Origin of the sequence: Mycetocola tolaasinivorans, from assembly GCF_003667565.1 — a bacterium.
In the GTDB taxonomy this organism is placed as follows: domain Bacteria; phylum Actinomycetota; class Actinomycetes; order Actinomycetales; family Microbacteriaceae; genus Mycetocola; species Mycetocola tolaasinivorans.
Window position 1 is genome coordinate 114,065 of record NZ_RCUX01000008.1, and the last position, 20,133, is coordinate 134,197.

General features: G+C 66.0%; 20 protein-coding genes. 1 reads left to right on the top strand and 19 read right to left on the bottom strand.

Annotation, left to right across the window (positions count from 1 at the left end; genetic code table 11):
* Positions 1–5 precede the first annotated feature (5 nt).
* From mnmA to D9V32_RS16265, 4 genes are all read right to left on the bottom strand, one after another.
* Positions 6–1,130 (bottom strand): tRNA 2-thiouridine(34) synthase MnmA, encoded by a 1,125-nt coding sequence (gene mnmA, locus D9V32_RS11365; RefSeq protein ID WP_183086290.1) that lies wholly within the window; start codon positions 1,128–1,130, stop codon positions 6–8.
* A gap of 101 nt (positions 1,131–1,231) precedes the next feature.
* A complete protein-coding gene (locus tag D9V32_RS11370) occupies positions 1,232–2,440 on the bottom strand; it encodes a cysteine desulfurase family protein (protein ID WP_121649019.1) in 1,209 nt (402 codons plus the stop codon).
* Positions 2,441–2,451: 11 nt separating this feature from the next.
* Entirely contained in the window at positions 2,452–3,432 is a 981-nt protein-coding gene (locus D9V32_RS11375) for a tetratricopeptide repeat protein (RefSeq protein WP_183086291.1), read from the bottom strand.
* Entirely contained in the window at positions 3,429–5,282 is a 1,854-nt protein-coding gene (locus D9V32_RS16265) for a DUF8094 domain-containing protein (protein WP_183086292.1), read from the bottom strand. Before D9V32_RS16265 ends, D9V32_RS11375 begins: the two co-directional genes overlap by 4 nt.
* A gap of 227 nt (positions 5,283–5,509) precedes the next feature.
* Here D9V32_RS16265 and D9V32_RS11390 point away from each other — a divergent pair, with 227 nt between their 5' ends.
* Positions 5,510–6,556 carry an AI-2E family transporter gene (locus D9V32_RS11390; protein WP_121649022.1) on the top strand — a complete coding sequence of 349 codons (1,047 nt, stop codon included), beginning with the start codon at positions 5,510–5,512 and terminating at the stop codon, positions 6,554–6,556.
* A 16-nt stretch (positions 6,557–6,572) separates the two neighbouring features.
* On the opposite strand, the gene D9V32_RS11395 is transcribed toward D9V32_RS11390, so the two are convergent.
* The 15 genes from D9V32_RS11395 to D9V32_RS11465 all read right to left on the bottom strand — a co-directional run bounded on the left by D9V32_RS11395 (position 6,573) and on the right by D9V32_RS11465 (position 20,076).
* Positions 6,573–7,301 (bottom strand): alpha/beta hydrolase, encoded by a 729-nt coding sequence (locus D9V32_RS11395; protein WP_121649023.1) that lies wholly within the window; start codon positions 7,299–7,301, stop codon positions 6,573–6,575.
* Positions 7,302–7,327: 26 nt separating this feature from the next.
* The gene (locus tag D9V32_RS11400) at positions 7,328–7,621 is read right to left on the bottom strand and encodes a hypothetical protein (RefSeq protein WP_121649090.1); all 294 of its coding nucleotides are present in this window, start codon (positions 7,619–7,621) and stop codon (positions 7,328–7,330) included.
* Positions 7,622–7,725: 104 nt separating this feature from the next.
* Positions 7,726–8,316, bottom strand: a complete 591-nt coding sequence (locus D9V32_RS11405; RefSeq protein ID WP_245982282.1) for an aggregation-promoting factor C-terminal-like domain-containing protein — start codon at positions 8,314–8,316, stop codon at positions 7,726–7,728.
* A 225-nt stretch (positions 8,317–8,541) separates the two neighbouring features.
* Positions 8,542–9,204, bottom strand: coding sequence for an aggregation-promoting factor C-terminal-like domain-containing protein (locus D9V32_RS16615; RefSeq protein ID WP_342772580.1), 663 nt, complete (start codon positions 9,202–9,204; stop codon positions 8,542–8,544).
* Positions 9,205–9,247: 43 nt separating this feature from the next.
* A complete protein-coding gene (locus D9V32_RS11415) occupies positions 9,248–9,799 on the bottom strand; it encodes a DivIVA domain-containing protein (RefSeq protein ID WP_183086293.1) in 552 nt (183 codons plus the stop codon).
* A gap of 72 nt (positions 9,800–9,871) precedes the next feature.
* Complete coding sequence (locus D9V32_RS11420) at positions 9,872–10,885, bottom strand: phosphatidate cytidylyltransferase (RefSeq protein ID WP_245982284.1); 1,014 nt, start codon at positions 10,883–10,885, stop codon at positions 9,872–9,874.
* 42 nt (positions 10,886–10,927) lie between these two features.
* Positions 10,928–11,482: a ribosome recycling factor gene (frr, locus tag D9V32_RS11425; protein WP_121649026.1), complete on the bottom strand. Its 555-nt coding sequence runs from the start codon at positions 11,480–11,482 to the stop codon at positions 10,928–10,930.
* A 77-nt stretch (positions 11,483–11,559) separates the two neighbouring features.
* Positions 11,560–12,273, bottom strand: coding sequence for a UMP kinase (gene pyrH / locus D9V32_RS11430; RefSeq protein WP_183086294.1), 714 nt, complete (start codon positions 12,271–12,273; stop codon positions 11,560–11,562).
* A gap of 117 nt (positions 12,274–12,390) precedes the next feature.
* Positions 12,391–13,218, bottom strand: coding sequence for a translation elongation factor Ts (tsf, locus tag D9V32_RS11435; RefSeq protein ID WP_121649028.1), 828 nt, complete (start codon positions 13,216–13,218; stop codon positions 12,391–12,393).
* Positions 13,219–13,244: 26 nt separating this feature from the next.
* Positions 13,245–14,099, bottom strand: a complete 855-nt coding sequence (gene rpsB, locus D9V32_RS11440; RefSeq protein ID WP_121649029.1) for a 30S ribosomal protein S2 — start codon at positions 14,097–14,099, stop codon at positions 13,245–13,247.
* 272 nt (positions 14,100–14,371) lie between these two features.
* Positions 14,372–15,073, bottom strand: a complete 702-nt coding sequence (locus D9V32_RS11445; RefSeq protein WP_121649030.1) for a hypothetical protein — start codon at positions 15,071–15,073, stop codon at positions 14,372–14,374.
* A gap of 163 nt (positions 15,074–15,236) precedes the next feature.
* Complete coding sequence (locus D9V32_RS11450) at positions 15,237–16,226, bottom strand: putative FMN-dependent luciferase-like monooxygenase (RefSeq protein ID WP_121649031.1); 990 nt, start codon at positions 16,224–16,226, stop codon at positions 15,237–15,239.
* A gap of 88 nt (positions 16,227–16,314) precedes the next feature.
* The gene (locus D9V32_RS11455; RefSeq protein WP_121649032.1) at positions 16,315–18,105 is read right to left on the bottom strand and encodes a dipeptide ABC transporter ATP-binding protein; all 1,791 of its coding nucleotides are present in this window, start codon (positions 18,103–18,105) and stop codon (positions 16,315–16,317) included.
* 61 nt (positions 18,106–18,166) lie between these two features.
* Positions 18,167–19,105 (bottom strand): ABC transporter permease, encoded by a 939-nt coding sequence (locus D9V32_RS11460; protein ID WP_121649033.1) that lies wholly within the window; start codon positions 19,103–19,105, stop codon positions 18,167–18,169.
* Positions 19,102–20,076, bottom strand: a complete 975-nt coding sequence (locus D9V32_RS11465; protein ID WP_121649034.1) for an ABC transporter permease — start codon at positions 20,074–20,076, stop codon at positions 19,102–19,104. Before D9V32_RS11465 ends, D9V32_RS11460 begins: the two co-directional genes overlap by 4 nt.
* Positions 20,077–20,133 lie beyond the last annotated feature (57 nt).

Genomic DNA, 20,133 nt, shown 5'->3' on the forward strand with positions numbered 1-20,133 from the left:
GGGTTCTAGCCCAGCGCACCCGCCGGCACCGCGGAGACGGTGCGATCGATGGTGCACTGGCCGAGCACCCGGGTACCCACGTACACCACGGCGGTCTGGCCGGGGGCCACACCGTCCAGCGGGGTCTCGGGGATGATGTGCAGCTCGGTGCCGTCCTCGGTCTCGGCGATGCGCGCCACCGCGGGCACGGGATCGGCGTGGGCGCGGATCTGTACCTCGCAGTCGAATGACTCGGTGGGGTTCTCCGGTGCCAGCCCGGCCCAGGTGTAGCGGGATCCGGCGATCTCGGCGGTGGCCAGAGCCTCTTTCGGGCCAACGATGACCTCGTTGGTCTTCGGGCGCACCTCGAGCACAAAGCGCGGGCGGCCATCCGGGGCCGGGGTACCGAGGTGCAGGCCACGGCGCTGCCCCACGGTGTAGGCGTGGGCGCCCTCGTGGCTGCCCACGACGTTTCCGGCGCGGTCCACGATCTCACCGGTCTGGGTGCCCACGCGGTCGGCCAGCCAGCCGCGGGTGTCGCCGTCCGGAATGAAGCAGATGTCGTGGGAATCGGGCTTGTTTGCGACGCTCAGCCCGCGCTCCTCGGCCTCAGCACGCACGAGCGCCTTGGTCGGGGTGTCGGCGAGCGGGAAGTAGCAGTGCTTGAGCTGCTCGGCGGTCAGAACCCCGAGCACGTAGGACTGATCCTTCGCCCAGGCGCTCGCGCGGTGCAGCTCGATGTTGCCCTGGTCATCCTTGACGATTCCGGCGTAGTGGCCGGTGCACACAGCGTCGAAACCGAGGTCGAGCGCCTTTTCCAGCAGGGCGGCAAACTTGATCTTCTCGTTGCAGCGCATGCACGGGTTCGGGGTGCGGCCGGCGGAGTACTCGGCAATAAAGTCGTCGACGACGTCGAGTTTGAAGCGTTCGGAAAAGTCCCACACATAGTACGGAATTCCGATGATGTTGGCCGCGCGTTGGGCATCCATCGAGTCCTCGATGGTGCAGCAGCCTCGGCTGCCCGTGCGCAGGGTTCCGGGCATCCGGCTCAGCGCCAGGTGCACCCCCACGACCTCATGCCCGGCCTCTACCGCCCGGGCTGCGGCTACGGCGGAGTCGACCCCGCCACTCATTGCTGCAAGTACCTTCACTCGGACAAGTTTACGCGCTGTCGGCCGTGAGCGGCACCGGTGCCTGAGTGTGGTGCCGCGGGCCGCCCGGAGGGGTGGGCCTACGGCTACACCACACTCCCTTAGACGGCTCGGTTAGAGAGACCCGCGCGGGCTGCCGAGGCATAGGCCGCGGGAAGCGCCCCGAGGCAGGCATCTACGTCCGCGGCGGTGGTGGTGTGTCCGAGGGTGAAGCGCAACACGCTGCGTGCGGCCGCCTCATCCCTGCCCATCGCGAGCAGAACGTGCGAGGGTTCGGGGATGCCGGCCTGGCAGGCCGAGCCGGTAGACACCGCAACACCCGCCATGTCCAGCAGGAAGAGCAGGGAGTCGCCCTGCGCTCCGGGGAACGCGATGTGCACGTTGTTATCCAGGCGACCCTCGCCGGTGAGTCCGGAGAGCCGGGCGTTCGGAATGGCCGTCAGAACTCCGTCGATCAGATGATCGCGCAGTCGCTCGAGCCGGGCGTGTTCGCTCGCTCGCTCCCGCTCGGATTCCCCCGCGGCCGCAGCAAACGCCACCGCCGCCGGAACATCCTGGGTGCCGGAGCGCACCTGGCGCTGCTGCCCACCCCCGTGCAGTAGCGGCTCCACCGCACCCTGACGGGAGAGCACGAGCGCGCCGATGCCGATCGGGCCGCCAATCTTGTGTGCCGAGATGCTGATCGCCACCGGCCCCGCGTTTCCCCGAGCATTCGAGGCGGTACGCAGCGCACGTAGATCGATATCCGCATGCCCATAGGCGGCTACCGCATCCAGGTGCAGCGGCACTCCGGCTGCGGCACACACGCGAGAAATCTCCTCGACGGGCTGAATCGTACCCACCTCGTTGTTCGCCCAGATCGCGGTGACCGCGGCCACGGCATCGCCGTGCTCGGCCAGCGCATCGTTCAGTGCGGACACCGAAATACTGCCGTGCTCGTCCAGCGGAATGGGCACGGTGATTGCACCCTCGTGAGACACCAGCCACTCGACGGTATCGATCGTGGCGTGGTGCTCGCCATCGGGCACGAGCAGTACCGGGCGTCGAACGCCCGCATTACGCTGCCAGTACAGGCCCTTGAGCGCAAGATTGATGGACTCGGTCCCGCCGGAGGTGAAAATCACCTCGATCGGGTCGGCACCAACGGTGGCCGCCACCCGCTCGCGAGCCTCCTCCAGCACCGCACGCGCCGCCTGACCGGGGCCGTGGATCGACGCCGGATTACCCACGCGCGCATGCGCCGCAACCAGCGCCTGCAGGGCGCTTTCGCGCATCGGCGTGGTTGCGGCGTGGTCGAGATAAATCGACATGCGTGCGGGTTCTAGAACAGGAGGTCGGACAGCGCGCGGCGTGCGGCGCGCACCCGCGGGTCCTCGGCACCGACCACGTCGAAGTACTCGACCAGGCGCTGACGCAGGAGGCCACGATCCTCGGCCGAAGCCGCGGGGAACAGATCGAGCAGGCGCACGAAGGCGTCCTGGATGTGACCACCGGAGATGTCGAGATCGGCCACCGCGAGCTGGGCGCTCACATCGGTGGGGCCCTCGGCGGCCGCGCGGCGAATGTCGTCCAGTGTGCCGTGGCTCAGGCGCTCCAGCAGGCGCACCTGGGACAGGCCCGCACGCGAGAGTTCATCACGCGGGTTAAGCTCGAGGGCCTCGGAGTAGGCCTCCACGGCGGTCGGGTAGTCGCCCGCCTCGATCGCGTCAAACGCGCGCTGCTGCTGCGGGGTCAGCGGTTCGGGCTCGGGTTCCACCGGTGCACCGGTGGCCTGGGCGATTCCGACCACGCCGTTCTGCCCGGCCAGCTCGATGAGCTGGGCGAAGACCGACTGCACCTGGTCGTCGGGCAGATCGCCCTCAAACATCGGGACCGGACGCCCGCCGATGAGGCCGGCAACGGTCGGGACGGTCTGAGCCTGGAACGCCCCCACGAGCTGCGGGTTGGCGTCACCATCCACCGTCGCGAGCACAAGGCGGCCGGAGAATGCCTCGACCAGTTGACCCAGGCGAGCGCGCATGGCATCGCTCTCCGGGCTGCGTGGCGACCAGATCAGCAGGGCCACCGGCACGCGGCTCGACAGCTCGGCAATCTCGCCCACGGTCGCGTCGGTCGCGACCAGCACCAGGCTGGACACCTGGACGGCATCCGATGCGGCGGGAGCCACCGGAGCGGCCGGAGCTGCGGGCGCGCCGAAGCCGGCACCCGCAGCGGCGGGCTGAGCGGGCGCGGCCGGGCGGCCTAGGTTTGACAGGTCTGCGGCTCCGCGCAGACCCGCGGGGATGGACTCGTGTGCGGTCACTGTACTTCCTCGGCTTTAATCAGGGCCTGGCTAAAGCCGAGAAGGGTGATCTTCTCGGTGCTGTCCTTAGCCGGCACGTAAAACAGTAGCTGTTCCTCATAGGTCGTCTGCAGCGGCTTCGCCGTTTCGGCCGCACCCAGCAGGGCGGCCACGGCCTCACCGCTCGGCTTGACCTTGGCGTCGGCGTTTGTCGGCGACACCTTCACAATATCGTGCAGGCTGACCGCGACGATCGCACCGGAGTCGTTCGTGGCGAGGGCGAGCGGCTTGCCCGTGCCCGCCTCGGTGCGGAACTCCGCGGATGCGGCCTTGTCCGTGAGGCTCGCGGTGACATCATCGCGGAACTTCTTGATCTGGGTGCGCAGCGAGTCGCCATCGGCGGCAAACTGTGCATAGTACTGGCTCTGGTCGCCGTTGGTGAGGATGTCACCATAGGCGGCGGCGAGCTGATCCGGCGCCATCGCAAGGAACGCGGAGTCCGCGGGAACCGAGGCGGCACCGATCGCGGCCGAGGCAACGTCCGGGATGGTGGCCTTCGGCTCCAGCCGGGTTGCGTAGTGCACGACGTAGTTGGCACGCGGGCTGTCCTGCACGAGCATGAGCGCGGTCGGGGCGAGCTCCTTATCCTCGTTGTCCGCAACCACGGCGAGTACCGTGCGCGGCCACCCATCGGTGGCCTGCGGCAGGGTCAGGCGCAGCGGCGATCCGGGGACCGGGGTGACCGGCGCGAGATCGGGCTTGGTCGCCCGAATCTTATAGCTGACCTCACGCTCGGTGAGCGCGGGGCCGGCGAACCGGGTCTTTGCGAGGTCGAGATTGAGATTCTGGTCGGCGTCGTGGGTGGTCACCGAAATACGCTCGATGATGCGCTCCGCCTGCGGCACCGTGATGACCGGGTTCGGCAGCGCATCGGCATCGGTGGTGGCACTCGCGCTGGCCGAGGGGGTAGCACCCGCGAGGGGCTCCACCGAAACGGTGTCGCTCTCCGGCGTGGGGTCGGCTCCACCCGGCCAGTAGGCGGGAGAACAACCAGACAGGGCGAGCACGGTGACGAGACCCAGCGGGGCGATCACCATGCTGCGCTTGCCGAAGCGACGGCCGGGCGAAGCCTGACCCTCCGGGCGATACTTACGTACACGCGGCAGCTTCATCGAGCCCTCCTCATCCGGAAGCGGCGCGAGGCTCTTTCGGCGGGGGCCACGAGACTTGCGCATGTGGCGAACACCCAGCAGGTAGAGCACAATACCCAGCAGCAGGAACGCGAGGCCCGCGACGATCAGCGGACCGGCCCACGGCGTGCTGTTATCGAGCGGCCAGGTGATGCGAATGTTCGACGGTGCCGGGGCAGTGCCATCCGAGGCAATGATGACAGATACGTCTTCGGGCACGGCGATCGTGCTGATCGCGGCACCCTCCTCGGTCTTTTCGCCGAGCCACATATCCGACCCGGCGGGGTTCGCCCAGGCCGCGGCGCTGACGCCCTCGGGCGGTGTGCTTCCGGGGATGTTGTCCTTCACCTCGGGCGTACGAACTTTGGAAACCAGCTCGGTGCCCTGCTTGTTCAGCGACAGCTGGTTATACGGGGACTGCCCGAGCCACGCCTCGACGTTCGAGGTGCGGCCATAGCCCACGAATACCTTCTCGCCATTATCACTCGACACCGACAGCGACTGCCGGCCCTCGTGGGACGTCAGCACCGAGCCGCCGATCACGGTGTACGGCTCCGAAGAGGACACCTTGGTTTCGAGCTCAAAGTATGCGGGGCCAAGGAACACGGTTCGCTGCGCGATGCCCAAGACAATGAGCACCGAGGCGAGTACGAGTGAGGCAATGGCGAAAACAAAACGCACGGATTTTCTCCTTCTGTGTCACCGCAAATCGGGTTACCAGTCATCATCTTTTGGGTACGCGGTCACACACACAGACTCCTCAGGATAACCGACCGGGAACTAAACCGCCTAGAAGGGTACGAAAACTCCCAGCGTCTACGCACGGGCGCGCCGGACATCGTCCGTACCGAGAACACGCTGCCGGACTAAGCTCGGGTAGAGGATTTACGGGAAAGAAGGGCCATCCGGTGCAGATTAAGAACGCGTTCCGGCTCGGGCTGGTGGGCACGCTCGGCGTTGGCCTCGGTCTTCTCATTTTGATGTCGATCGTCTCCCTCCAGACGATCCTCGTCTACGTCGGTGCGGCGCTGTTCCTCTCTCTGGGCCTCGATCCCATCGTGGGCTGGCTCGAAAAGAAGCGCTTCCCGCGCTGGACCGCCGTCCTCACCGTTGTCCTGGGTGCACTCGGCGTCATCGCCGGGCTCGCCGGCATGGTGGTGCCGATCGTGGTGGAGCAGATCAGCCGATTTATCGCGATGCTGCCGGATATTCAGCGCCAGCTCACCAACACCGACATCGTCGACTACCTTGAAAAGCAGTTCCCTGCACTCAACATCCCGCAGCTGCTCGACCAGGTCTCCAACTTCCTCCTCGCCAACATCTCGAATATCGGCAGTCAGGCCATTCAGGTGGCCTTCGGATTTGGCACGTTCCTTTTTGGGGCACTGGTCATCACAATTCTCACGGTGTACTTCACCTCATCACTGCCCGCGATGAAGCGTGGAATGTACCTGCTCGTGCCCGCAAGTAAGCGCGTGCGCTTTGCCGAGCTCTCGGAGCAGATCACCGACTCGGTGGGTCGCTACGTGATCGGCCAGATCGCCACCGCCTCGTTCAACGGCGTGTTGTCGTTCATCTTCCTGTCGATCATCGGCGCACCCTTCCCGCAGGTGCTCGCCTTCATCGCCTTCTTCTTCTCGCTGATTCCGCTGGTGGGTACGCTGAGTGCCGCCGTCGTGATCTCACTCATCTGCCTGATCCCGGGGCTCGGCTCCCCCACCATCGCGCTCATCGCGGCGATCTACTACCTCATCTACATGCAGGTTGAGGCGTACATCATCTCCCCGCGCATCATGAGCCGTGCGGTCGCGGTTCCCGGCGCGGTGGTCGTCATCGCCGCACTCAGCGGTGGGGCCCTGCTCGGCCTCCTCGGAGCTCTGATCGCGATCCCGACCGCCGCGGCCATTCAGATGATCGTCAAGCAGGTGCTCATCCCCCGACAAAACCGGAAGTAGCACCCGCTCGTTTGAGCTAGGCCTCGGCTTCGTCCCACTCGGTGGGCAGCGGCAGTGCATCCGGGTTGGTGACGCGCACGATCTCGTCCAGCACGATCTTGACGTACTTCTCCCCGACCCAGAGGTGCTTGGCACCCTCGATCGGCAGCAGTGTCATCTCCGGCACCGACGCAAATCGTGCCGCTGCCTCCTCCGGCTGAAGGTAGTCGTCGTGCTCGGGAATGAGCGCGGTGAGCCCTCGGGGGTCGCCGTGCCAGGCGGCCACCTCCTCGGCGCTCGCGCGGTGTAGCGGCGGGCTCAGCAGGATGGCACCGCGAATCGCATGCTCGCGTCCATACTTGAGTGCCAGCTCGGTGCCAAACGACCAGCCAACCAACCAGGGGTTCGGGAGCCCCCGCTCGGCCACGAACGCCATCGCCGCGGCCACGTCGAAGCGCTCGCCCTCGCCCTCCTCGAAGTGACCGTCGCTGGTTCCCCGCGGCGAGGACGTGCCGCGCGTGTTGAAGCGCAGTACGGCAAGGTCCGCGAGCGCAGGCAGCCGCGCCGCGGCCTTTCGCAGGATGTGGGAGTCCATAAACCCCTGAGCGGTGGGCAGCGGGTGCAGGGTCACGAGCGTTGCGACCGGCGGATGCTCGAGCGGAAGTGCGAGCTCTCCCACCAGCGTCAGGCCGTCACCCGTGTGCAGGGTGATGTCTTCACGGCGTGCGGGAAGCATCGCTCCGGCACGCACCTCAATCTGAGCCATATTTCTCTCCGCTCTCGGGGTAAAACTTAGGCGATCTGCCAGCAGTGCGTGTGCCAGTGGCGGCGAGCCTCCAGGCCGGCACGCTCCCCCATCACACTGTCGGTACGCCACACCACAACGTGGGCGACACCGATCTCGATGTTGAGGTTGCAGCCCGGGCATAGATAGGGCTTGATCGCGCTGCGCGGGGAAACCGGCTGCACCGCATACTCGATGCCTCGACGCGACTCTGAGCGCTTCAAGCCCACCACCAGGTGGTGCAGGCTGTCATGGTCATGAGCGGGAGGTTTACGTCCCCGCGGCCGATTACTCCGAGGCATGTTGTCCATTGTATGAGGGTGGTGCGCCGGGTACGAAAAAGTGGCGAGCCACACGCCAGAATGCGTGCGATCCGCCACTTTCGCGTTCGGTGATCGAATCGGGTTTAGTACCAGTTGAATGCCTGCGAGTGAGCCCAGGCACCACATGGCGAGCCATAGCGGCCCGTGATGTAGCCGAGACCCCACTGGATCTGGGTAGCCGGGTTCGTCTGCCAGTCGGCACCCGCGGAGGCCATCTTGCGACCGGGCAGCGCCTGCGGGATGCCATAGGCACCGCTGGGGTTCGCGGCGTTGTAACGCCAGCCGGACTCCTTGTTCCACAGCGCAACGAGGCACGCGTACTGGTCCTGACCCCAACCACGCGACATGACGATGTCAAATGCGATGGCCTGGGCGGAACCCGCGTTCGGCGGTGCGGCCGGCGGAGCCGAGGGGGAACCGCCACCGCTGTTGCCGGTGGTTTTTGTTCCCTTGGTGGACTTGGTGGTGTCCGAGGTGTCGGTGGCGGGCGGCGCCACGGGAACCTCGATCTTCGGGGTGAGCGCGACGTCAAAGCCGTCACGAGAGAAGTCGTTCGTGTATTCCCCTGTGGCCTCAAGCGCCTGGGTGGCCGACGTCAGGACGTCTGCGGACACCGGGGCAAAGGGTGAGGTGTGATAGGGAGACGCAACGGCTCCACCGGAGGGATCAATCACGGTCGTCAGCACAAAGCCCGCAGACGCGGCGAAGGCAACACAACCAAGAAGGAACCGACCCCGGGAGAAGGGGCGCACCGGGGCCGTACGTCGAGCACGACGTGCGGATGCGGTGGTTACGGGAGCGAGGTGTTTTGTCACGATTTGATAAAGCATACGCGGCAAAATCGATTCTGGCCACCAACGCCACCCCCGAACGGGGGAAATATCACCCCGATCGAGCGGTTAGTACCAGTTTTTCGCCTTCGAGTGCCCCCAGGCACCACACGGCGACCCGTAGCGGCCGGAGATGTAGCCCAGCCCCCACTTAATCTGCGTGGCGGCGTTGGATTCCCAGTCGGCGCCCGCGGAGGCCATCTTGCGGCCGGGCAGCGCCTGCGGAATGCCATACGCACCGCTGCTGCGGTTTGCCGCGTTGACGCGCCAGTTGGATTCCTTCTGCCAGAGTCGCTCGAGACAGATGTACTGCTCGTCTCCCCAACCACGCGATCGCACCATGGAAAGCGCAACCGACTTTGCCCCGCCGGGATCCGCAACAACCTTGCGACCGGGGGTTTTAGGCTCGTCTGCGGGGGTCTCCGGCTCGTCAACCACGCGTTCGATCATCGCGATCTCGTAGCCGTGGCGCGAGATCGTATTCTCGTACGTGCCCTCACTCACGAGGCTCTGCCCGGGGTCGGCCTCGGTCGAGACCGCCGTTCCGGCAAGCTGGAAATATGGAGAGGCCGTCGCGCCGGAGTATGGATCAATGATGCTGACCATCAGGAATCCAGACACCGCGGTAAAGGCAACGGCACCCAGTGCCCGACGCCCGCGGGTTCGCGAGATCCGCGGCCGGCGCTGCTGCGCCCGATCCCGCGGCTGTGAATTAGCTCGATGTTTACCCACGATTACCCCACCCTAGTCGACGGTCGGCAAAAAAGCGATGCGCTTACCGGACCGCAAGCATGACATTGGTGACCTCGTCGAGGACCAGATCCACCTGTTCCTCGGCATAACCGCCCCGCTCTGCGGAGAACGTGACCGTGCGCACGCGGTCAAGAGAGAGCGGCAGACCATCCTGAAAATACCCGCGCAGTTCCGCGGCAAAGGCATCCACATCGGCGACCGAATAGCCCTGAGTCAGTCGGCCGGCACGGCGGAAACGCTCCCCCTCGGGGCGAGCCAGGCGATTGAGGAGCACCTGGGCGGTCTCGCGTACCCGGGTCAGCCAGGCGTCCTGTCCACTCGCGGACAGTGCCAGTTCGCGCTCACGCAGCGCGAAGGCGTCCTCGAGGCGCTCTAACGCGGCATCAACGTGCCCGGTGGAGTACCCCTTCTTTACCAGCTTGAACGAGGTGGAACGGATGTCGGCGCTCGACAGCGCCTCCGGACTCCCGGGAGCCGCGTCATAGGCAATCCGGGCGCGCTCGAGGAAGGCATCAACGTCGGCGGGACGGTAACCGCGCACACCGCGCTTGTTATCCGGGAACGTGGTGGACACGAGAAACCTCCTGTAAGGCGTCATGGGCCGCGCAGAGCGACGACCGAACGCGAAAATGGGACGAGACGGAGCCTAGGACACCGCGCTTGAGAGCGGACTGAAAATCATGAACAGCGCGAAAGCCAGCGGAGCCGAGGGCAGCATCGAGTCGATGCGGTCCAGGAACCCGCCGTGCCCCGGCAGCCAGGAGCTCATGTCCTTGATGCCGATGTCACGCTTGATGAGGGACTCGGCGAGATCGCCGAACGTCGCCGAAACCACCAGGACGGCACCGAGGATCATGCCCACCCAGAACGGGGTCTCGAGCAGGAAGATCGCCAACAGGATGCCCGCGATCTGCGCGGCAACCACCGCACCGGCGAGACCCTCCCAGGTCTTCTTGGGGCTAATCTTCGGGGCCATCGGGTGCTTACCGAAGCTCAGGCCACTCGCATACGCTCCCACATCCACGCAGACGACCACGATGAGGAAGGACAGCGCCCACCACTCTCCGTGGGTCTGGCGAGTGAGCAGCACGGCAAACGCGGCCATGAACGGCACATACACCTGCACGAGGAAGATCGCGAGCACATCGCGGAGAATTTCCGGTGCCGTGCGGCCGTCGGCCTCGATCATCTGGGCGATCAGGCGCCAGACGATGACCACCGCGATCCCGCCGAGGAGCGAACTCCAGATCAGGACCGGATCGGCCACGTAGGCGGCCACGACGATACCCGCGGCCGCGATCACGTTGGGGATCGGGTCGACCTTGCGCGGGGTAATCCTCAGCGCCGTCACGAGCTCCAGCGTGGTAAACACCACAAAAGCGAGCGCGAGCAGTGCAAACAGGTCCTTGATGACGATGAGGCTGACGAGCAGTGCGCCGCCGAGCCCCAGGCCGATCAGAATCGCAAGAATAAGGTTTCGCCCGGTACGCGCGGCAATGCGCTCGTTAACCTGATCAATCTGAGCTCGCGTGACCTGAACCTGGCGTTCAATGTCGGCGCGGGTCGCCTTAATCTGGGCGTGCAAAACATCCCGGGACGAGTGGTGCTCCTCGTTCTCCCCGGATTCGGGCTCGAGCGGGGCGCCCGTGGCCTTAGCCACGAGCGCCCTCGCCGGAGTTCATGATCGATTCGGTCAACGGAATCAGATCTCGAGCAGCTCGGCTTCTTTGCGCTTCAGAGCCTCGTCGATCGCGTCGGTGTGCGACTTGGTGAGGGCCTCAAGCTCCTTCTCACCGCGTGCCACGTCATCCTCGCCGACCTCGCTCTTCAGCGCGTCGAGCTCTTCCTTGGCCTTGCGACGAATGTTGCGCACGGCAACCTTGGCGTCCTCACCCTTGGTACGAACGAGCTTCACGTACTCCTTGCGACGCTCTTCCGTGAGCTCGGGCAGGGTAACGCGGATGACGGAACCATCGTTGGTGGGGTTAGCACCGAGGTTCGGGACGTCGCGAATCGCGTTTTCGATGTCGCGCAGCGCACCCTTGTCGTAGGGAGTCACGACGATGGTGCGTGCCTCGATGTTCTGCATACCGGCCAGCTGGGCCAGCGGGGTCGGGGTGCCGTAGTAGCTCACGATCACCTTCTGGAACATCTGGGGGTTGGCTCGTCCGGTGCGCACACCGGCAAAATCTTCCTTGGCAACCTCGACGGCCTTGGCCATACGCGCGCCGGTATCGGTCAGTACTTCCGCGATCACGGGGACTCCTTCAAGTTTCTTGGGGCTCGCTACAGTCTACCGGGAACGGTATCTGAGCGCGGTCGGTTGGGAGGGAACTAGTTGCGAACCAGGGTTCCGATTTCCTCGCCAAGGATGGCGCGGGTCACGTTTCCTGCGGGTTCCATGCCAAAGACGCGCATCGGCATGCCGTTGTCCATGCAGAGGCTGAACGAGGTCGAATCGACAACCTTCAGGCCGCGCTGCAGCGCCTCCTGGTAGGTGATCTCCTCGATCCGGGTGGCAGTGGGGTCGATGCGGGGGTCGGCGGTGTAGACGCCATCCACACCGTTCTTCGCGACCAGAACAACGTCGGCCTCGATCTCGAGGGCGCGCTGCGCGGCCACGGTGTCGGTGGAGAAGTAGGGCAGACCGGCTCCGGCACCAAAGATTACGACGCGGCCCTTATCCATGTGACGCTCGGCGCGGCGCGGAATGTACTGCTCGGCAACCTGGGTCATCTCGATGGCGGACTGCACACGGGTGGTGGCACCGGCCTGCTCGAGGAAGTCCTGCAGGGCGAGGGCGTTCATCACGGTACCCAGCATGCCCATGTAGTCGGCGCGGCCGCGGTCCATGCCGCGGGTCGAGAGTTCGGCACCACGGAAGAAGTTACCGCCACCGACGACGATCGCGATCTCGACGGTCTTTGCCGCCTCGGCAATCTCCTTGGCAATGGCGCTGACCACGTCGGGGTTCACACCGAGGGAGCCACCACCGAAGGCCTCACCCGAGAGTTTCAGAAGGACGCGTCGTTTTTCGCTCGAGGCCATGGTTATTTCCCTTTCGGTGGTTCGTATGTAAAGTCCAGGCTAGTGGTTCGCCCCTGGCTGGCGACAGCGAAAAGGAGTCCGGATCGCAAATGCAATCCGGACTCCTATCGGGTGAGACTAGGCGCCGACCTTGAACCGGAGGAATCCGGTAACGGTCAGGCCTGCATCCTCGAGCACCTTGGCAACGTTGATCTTGTTGTCCTTGGCGTAGTCCTGCTCGAGCAGGGCAACCTGCTTGAAGTAGGAGGTCAGACGACCCTCGATGATCTTCGGCAGTGCGGCCTCGGGCTTGCCCTCGGCCAGGCTGATCTCGGTCACGATCTCGCGCTCCTTCTCAACGGCGTCGGCGGGGACGTCGTCACGAGTCAGAACGGAGGGGTTCGCGAAGGAGATGTGCTGCGCGATCGAGCGAGCGGTCTCGGCGTCCGAACCGGTGTAGGCCACGACGACACCCAGCTGGGGCGGCAGGTCCTTGTTGGTGCGGTGCAGGTAAACCTCGAACGCGTCACCCTTCAGGGCACCGACGCGACGCAGTTCAACCTTTTCGCCGATGATGGCGGCCTCGTCGCTGATCAGCTCGGCAACGGTCTTGTCGCCGGCCGGAGCGGCCAGGGCAGCCTCGACCGAGTCGGCACCGGCTGCGGCAACCGCGGCCAGCACGTCGTCGGCGAGCTTGCCGAAGCGCTCGTTCTTGGCAACGAAGTCGGTCTCGCAAGCGAGCTCGAGCAGGTAGGTGACGCCGTCCTTCTCAGTGGTGGCAACAAGGCCCTCGCTGGTGGAGCGGTCGGCACGCTTCGCGTTACCCTTTGCACCCTTGAGACGCAGGATCTCGGTGGCCTTCTCGACGTCTCCGCCGGCCTCCTCGAGCGCCTTCTTGGTGTCGACCATACCGGTGCCCAGGGCCTCGCGGAGGGCCTTCAGGTCGGCAATGCTGAAATTAGCCATGGTATTAACCCCTCGTGGTTCGGTTGTTACTTGGACTCTGCGTCGGTTGCCTCAGCGGCAACCTCGGTGACCTCGGCGGCAACCTCAGCGGCGGGCGCCTCAGCGGCAGCCTCGGCCTCGGCACCGGCGAGGAGCTCCTGCTCCCACTCGGCCAGCGGCTCGGCAGCAGCCTGGCCCTCGGCCGGCTTCTGGTGACGCTGGATGAGGCCCTCGGCAGCGGCGTCGGCGATCACGCGGGTCAGCAGGCTGACGGAGCGGATGGCGTCGTCGTTACCCGGGATCGGGTAGGCAACCTCGTCGGGGTCACAGTTGGTGTCGAGGATACCGATAACCGGGATACCCAGCTTCTTAGCCTCGTCGATTGCGAGGTGCTCCTTCTTGGTGTCAACAACCCACAGCGCAGACGGAGTCTTGGTGAGGTTGCGGATACCACCGAGCGACTTGTGGAGCTTGTCCAGCTCGCGCTTCTTGATGAGGAGTTCCTTCTTGGTGAAGCCCGACTTCGAGGTGTCCTCGAAGTCCAGCTCCTCGAGCTCCTTCATGCGAGCGAGGCGCTTCGACACGGTGTTGAAGTTGGTCAGCAGACCACCCAGCCAGCGCTGATTCACGTAGGGCTGACCCACGCGGGTTGCCTGCTCGGCGATGGACTCCTGAGCCTGCTTCTTGGTACCAACGAAGAGGATGGTGCCACCGTGAGCGACGGTCTCCTTGACGAAGTCGTAGGCCTTGTCGATGTAACCCAGCGACTGCTGCAGGTCAATGATGTAGATGCCCGAGCGCTCGGTGAAAATGAAGCGCTTCATCTTCGGGTTCCAGCGACGGGTCTGGTGTCCGAAGTGTACGCCGCTGTCGAGCAGCTGGCGGATGGTAACGACTGCCATGGTCGTTCTCCTTTTATATAGTTCTCGGTTGATCCACGCACCGACGGTGCGTAGCCTGGTACCGGGCACAGCCCCACAGACCCTCGAAACCGAGGGTGACCGAAGGGGGTTGTGCGTGATCCGTGCACGCGTAGTCGCCCTCAGAAGAAGGCGCTCTTCACATCCTAGCAGGATCGGCGTCGATGCCGAACTCCCGCGCGTCGCGCGGACGGCCCGCTTTTTCCCCGTATCCGCGCTGCGGGGTCGCGGCCACGACCCGCGATGCCGAAAACCTAGTCGCCGAGAGCCACGGGCGTCGTGGCCTGGAGCGAACCGTCACGGGTTCTAATCGTTAGTCGCGCAAAGTCGGCGGCATCCGAGGAGCTCACCGCGAAGGTGACGATGGAGCCCGTCGCACGCATCATGGACATGAGATCCCCCGGAGTGGTGGATCGCGCCTCGATCTTCGATCCCAGAATCATCGTGTACGCCCCGGCACCGTCATAGGTGACGCTGCGCAGGCAGTCGCCAATCGCGCAGTCTCCCGCGCGCCCTCCCAGGAGCGCGTTCGTGACCTTTTCGATGCGCTGGGCCGTGGTGTCTTCCGCCGCGATCACCGCACGCAGCGCATCCTCGTCGAAGTCCTCCGGGGCACCTCCGCCCCCGGTCACGGGCTCCTCCGTGGGCTCCTCTTCCTCCTCCTCGGCCGGAGTGGTCGGTCGAGCGGATGCGCTCGGGGAAGTCGACTCGGTGGCACCCGTGCTCGCCGACGCCTGGGCGGTCTGCGAGGTGGACTGTTCGGCGGACGCGAACAGGTGATCGCCGCCCCCGATCCAGGCCACGATGATCATTCCACCGCTCAGCATCACGGCGAGAAGGCAAAAGAGGGCAACAACGAGCGGACGATGATGGGACACCCACGCCCCGGTACGCCCGGCACGCGGCGTGGACCGATCGGGCCCGGGGGTCGGAGAGGGCGCGGTGGGACCGGTCATGGGAGCAACTTTCAGCAGTGTCTGGAGGTGTGGGCCGCGATGGCCAACCTCGCCGGCCAGCCACCGCGACAATGCTCCGAGACTCTATCGACGCTCGCTGGTGAGCGCCCCTCCCCTGACCGAAATCGAATGTGCTCCTGTCGCTACCGGACCGCGCGCGAAATCAGCGCCAGCCCAGCCTCGGTGCGACCTCCGTGATCAGCAGCTCGAGCGAGCGCAGAATGAGGGCGTGTTCGGGATCAACCGAGTGCACCTGGAAGGACAGCTGTGTCGCGCGCTGCAGCACCGAATCGGCGGCAAGAGAGGCGGCGACGGATTCGACATCCCCCACGTGGACATCGAGTTTGCGCAGCAGGTCGTCGCGCCCCAGGGTGTCCACCTCATCGCCCAGCTGATAGCGGGCAAGCGGAGCCACCCGGTAGCGGCGTTCGGCAAGCTCCCGCGCGGCCTCGTGGTCATCCGAGATGAATACGCTGCGCGCGATTGAGACGCGACGCGGGGCACCCGCCGGCAGTGCCGCCTCATAGGCGTCGACGATGGGGTGCTGGAGTTCTGAAAGCGTGGCATCGGGGTTGTCCGCGGGACGCGGCTGCGAGCGGGAGAGCTGCAGGCCAAGCCCCGCGTGTCCCGCACGCACGGCGAGGGGTGCGCTGAAGGTCGCAAACCACAGACGATCAGCAAGTGAGGGCGCCGGCGGATACAGCAGGTTGTCGCTCGCACCGAAACGCTCACCGCGGAGCGCGTGCCGCAGCGTTTCGAAGTTCTCATCAAACGCGCGGTGACGCTCCTCAAAGTCCAGGCCGAAGGCGGGGAACGAGGTGGGTGTTCCGCCGGATCCAAAACCCAGTTCGATCCGCTCCCCCGACAGTGCATCGAGCACCGCGGCATCCTCGGCTACGCGCACCGCGTTTTCCATACCCAGGGTGATGATGCCGGTGCCGAGGCGAATCGTGGAGGTCTGCGCGGCCGCCGAGGCGAGGAGCACCAGCGGCGCGGGCAGGCCGCCCTCGTTGCCGTTGAAGTGATGCTGCGCCACCCAGGCACTGTCGTAGCCCAGGCGTTCCGCGGCCTGAATCTGCTCGATCGCGAGCCGGTAGCGCTCGGGGGCGGGGGCATCATCGAGTACGCGGGTGAAGAAGGCGAGTTCGGGCATGGGAGGAGATCTCTTTCGTGCTGTGGGGATGTATGACGCTCGGCCCGAGACGGGCCGGAGTGCGCAGTGGGCAGTGCGGCGGCGCGGGCTAGGAGGCGCTGCGCAGCGCCCCGGTTGCGGCAGCGCGCCGGCCGGGGATCGCCGCGATGAGCTGGCGGGTGTACTCATGTTCGGGGCGGTCGAACACGCTGTCCGTTCGTCCCTCCTCAACCACGAGGCCGCCGCGCAGCACCGAAACGGTGTGCGAGAGCTGCCGCACCACCGCGAGGTCGTGGGAGATAAACAGGTAGCTCACCCCGAGTTCGCGCTGCAGCTCCCCGAGGAGCTCGAGGATGCGAGCCTGCACGGTCACGTCGAGGGCCGAAACGGCCTCGTCGAGCACCACGACATCCGGCCCAGGGCCGAGTGCGCGCGCAATCGCGACGCGCTGTCGCTGGCCGCCGGAGAGTTCGTGTGGCCGACGGGTGAGCACCGAGGCGGGGAGTGCAACCTGATCGATGATCTCGGCGGCGCGGGCACGTCGCGAGGCAGCGTCGCCGATGCCAAAGTTGCGCAGCGGCTCGATCACGATGTCCGCGATGGACTGCCGGGGATCGAGCGATCCGAAGGGGTTTTGGTACACCATTTGCACCCGGCGGCGCAGCTCACGCAGCGCGTTCCCACGCAGGGTCGTGATCTCCTGACCGTGGATCTGCACGGTACCCGAGGTGGGACGCTGGAACCCGAGCACAATGCGCGCGGTGGTGGTCTTTCCCGATCCGGATTCCCCGACGATCGCGTGGGTGCTTCCCGGCGCAATGCTGAAGGACACATCGTCGACCGCGCGCTGGGCATCGCCGCCGTGGCCGAAGCTCTGAACCAGGTTGCGGGCAACCACGACGGGCGCGGGGGTCGCGGTGTGTCCCGCGAGGCCCAGGGCGTCTCCCGAGGCCTCAATGCTCGACGGGAGCGCATCACGCTGGACCAAACGGAGTCTCTCCTTCGCACGATTCTCGGCCGTAATCTCGGCGGAGTGTGCCGCGGGAACGGTTTCAGGGAGCCCCGCCTCCGCACCTTCGCTCACATTCAGCCGGAGGGGGTCCGCCAGGGAGAGCGAGGCGAACGACGGGGCGTCACGCAGCAGGCGCCGAGTGTATGCGCTTGCGGGGTCGGCGAGCACGCGCTCGGTCTCGCCAGCCTCCTGCACCACTCCGTCGCGGAGCACCACCAGGCGGTCCGAACGGTCCGCGGCAACGGCCAGATCGTGAGTGACCATGAGGACGGCGGTCCCCGAGTCGCGGCGTAGGGTGTCGATCAGGTCGAGAATCGTGGCCTGCACCGTCACGTCGAGTGCGCTGGTGGCCTCATCGGCGATCAGCAGTGCCGGTTCGAGCGCGATCGCACCCGCGATCAGCACCCGCTGCTTCATCCCGCCCGAGAGCTCGTGCGGATACTGCCTGGCCCGCAGCTCGGGGTTCGGAATGCCCACGTAGTCGAGCAGCTCGATCACTCGCGCCCGACGCGCGGCGCGGTCCTTCCAGCGGTGAATCCGCAGCACCTCGGCGACGGATTCGCCAACCCGTTTGACCGGGTTGAGGGAGTTGTTTGGGTCCTGCGGAATCCAGCCGATCGAGCGACCGCGCAGCTCGCGGAAGCGCTTCTCGCTCCAGCCGGTCACGTCGTGTTCGCCGATGAGCACGCGGCCTCCGGTAACGGCACCGTTGCTCGCGAGCAGGCCGGTGGCGGCCTGGGCGGTCGTGGTCTTGCCCGACCCCGACTCCCCCACGACGGCCAGCAGCTGGCCCGGCTCGATCTCGAGGGACACTCCGCGCACCACGTCGAGGCGCTCGCGCCCCACGGTGTATGACACCTGGAGGTCTTCAATTCGCAGGGTGGTCATTGGGTGCGTCCTTTCGCTGCGGAGTGACGGATGGAGGGGGTGATGCGAAGTGCGCGCGGGATCACGAGATGCGTCCCCGCGCGGCGATGGCCGCACTCACCCGGTTTGCCGAGAGCACCACGAGCACAACCACGGCACCCGGCAGGGTCGTGAGCCACCAGGCGGTGGCCACGTAGTTGCGCCCCTCGGCGATCATCAGGCCCCACTCGGGCGTGGGCGGCGGCGCACCGTAGCCGAGGAACCCGAGGGTCGAGATCGAGAGCACCGCGGTACCAAACTGCAGTGCAGCCAGTGCGAGCACGGCATTGAGGGAGTTGGGCAGCACGTGTCGCCACAGCACCGGCAGGAAGCGTCCGCCGCTCGCGAAGGCCGCCTCCACGTAGTCGGTACCCCGCACGCGCACCACCTCGGACCGCGAGAGCCGCGCGAATGCCGCGACGCTCGTGAAACCGACCGCGATGGCCGCCTGAGCAGTACCGAAGCCAAGCAGGATGATGATCGAGAGCGAGAGCAGCAGCGACGGGATCGCCAGGAAGACGTCGACGATGCGCATCAGGATGTCATCCACCAGGCGGCGTGAGGAACCCGCGAAGACGCCGATCGCGGTGCCGATCACGAAGCCCACGCTCACGGCGATCAGGGCGCCGGAGAGCGAGTTGATCGAGCCGTAGACCACCCGGGAGAACATGTCGCGCCCGGTGGCATCGGTGCCGAAGGGATGCGCGAGACTCGGGGCCTGCTGCGCCTCGGCGGCGTTCCCGGCGATCGGGTCGAACGGCGTAAAGACGGAGGGGAACAGTGCCCACAGCACCACCAGGATGAGCCAGACCACGGAGAGCACCACCGCGATACGGGGCCGGCCGATGCGCTCGCGCAGGCTGCGACGCTGCGGGGTGAAGGGGTCGGGCAGGCGGGCGGCACGCTCGTCTCGTTCGGCCGGAGCGGTGCCGCCCACCGAGATCTCGCGTTCGGCCGCGGCCTCGCGTTCGTCGATACTCATACCGACACCACCTTTCGTTCGCGGGGTGCCGCGACCCGTGCGCGTCGGCGGGGACCGAGGCGGGGGTCGAGCACCGGGTAGAGGAGATCCACCACGAGGTTGATGACCACAAACGCGGTGGCCGAGAGCAGCACGATGGCGAGCAAGATTGGGGTGTCCTGCTGTGTCACGGCGTCCGCGGTCAGGCGGCCCACGCCCGCGCGACCGAACACCGTCTCGGTGACAACCGCTCCACCGATCAGCTCGCCAAAGAGCACACCGGCCATGGTGAAAGCCGGAAGCACCGCGTTTCGGGCGACGTTACGCCAGAGAATCCACCACGGGTCTGCGCCGCGAGCGCGCACCACGGCGACGAAGGGGTAGCCCAGCACGTCGTCCACCGAGCGGATCAGGATCTGCGCGATCGGGGCCGAGATCGGCACCGCGAGCGTCAGCACCGGGAGGATCAGGCCCTCGATCGGCCCGGGATTGATGACCGGGATGAGGCGCAGCTGGAAGGAGAACACCTGGATCAGCACGATACCGAGCCAAAAGACCGGCACGGCGACAAACAGCGAGGGCAGCGAGCGGAAGACATCGGCGATGCGACGCAGACCGGGCAGGTTGGCGAGGATCGTGATTCCCACCGCGAGAATCACGGCCGAGACGAAACCGAGCGCCGCGAGAATCAGAGTGCCGGGTACCACCTCGGCGAGGAGCTGCCTGACCGGGGTTCCGCTCTGAATCGAGTAGCCGAAGTCTCCCCCGAGAAACCCCAGGAGCGAGTGCAGGTACTGCGCGGGCAGCGGGGTATCCGCGCCGTATGCCTGGCGCAGGGCGGCGATCTGATCGGGCGAGAGCCCCAGCTCGGGGTTTTCGAACTTGATCATGATGGCATCGCCGGGCATCGCCTGAAGCAGAATAAATGCGACGGTGAATGCGGCGAGCAGCACGGCCGCGGCCTGGCCCAACCGGCCCAGTACATACCTCATTGAGGTGTCCTTTCAGGGAAACACGGAAGGCCCGGATCACCCCGCGTGGGATGATCC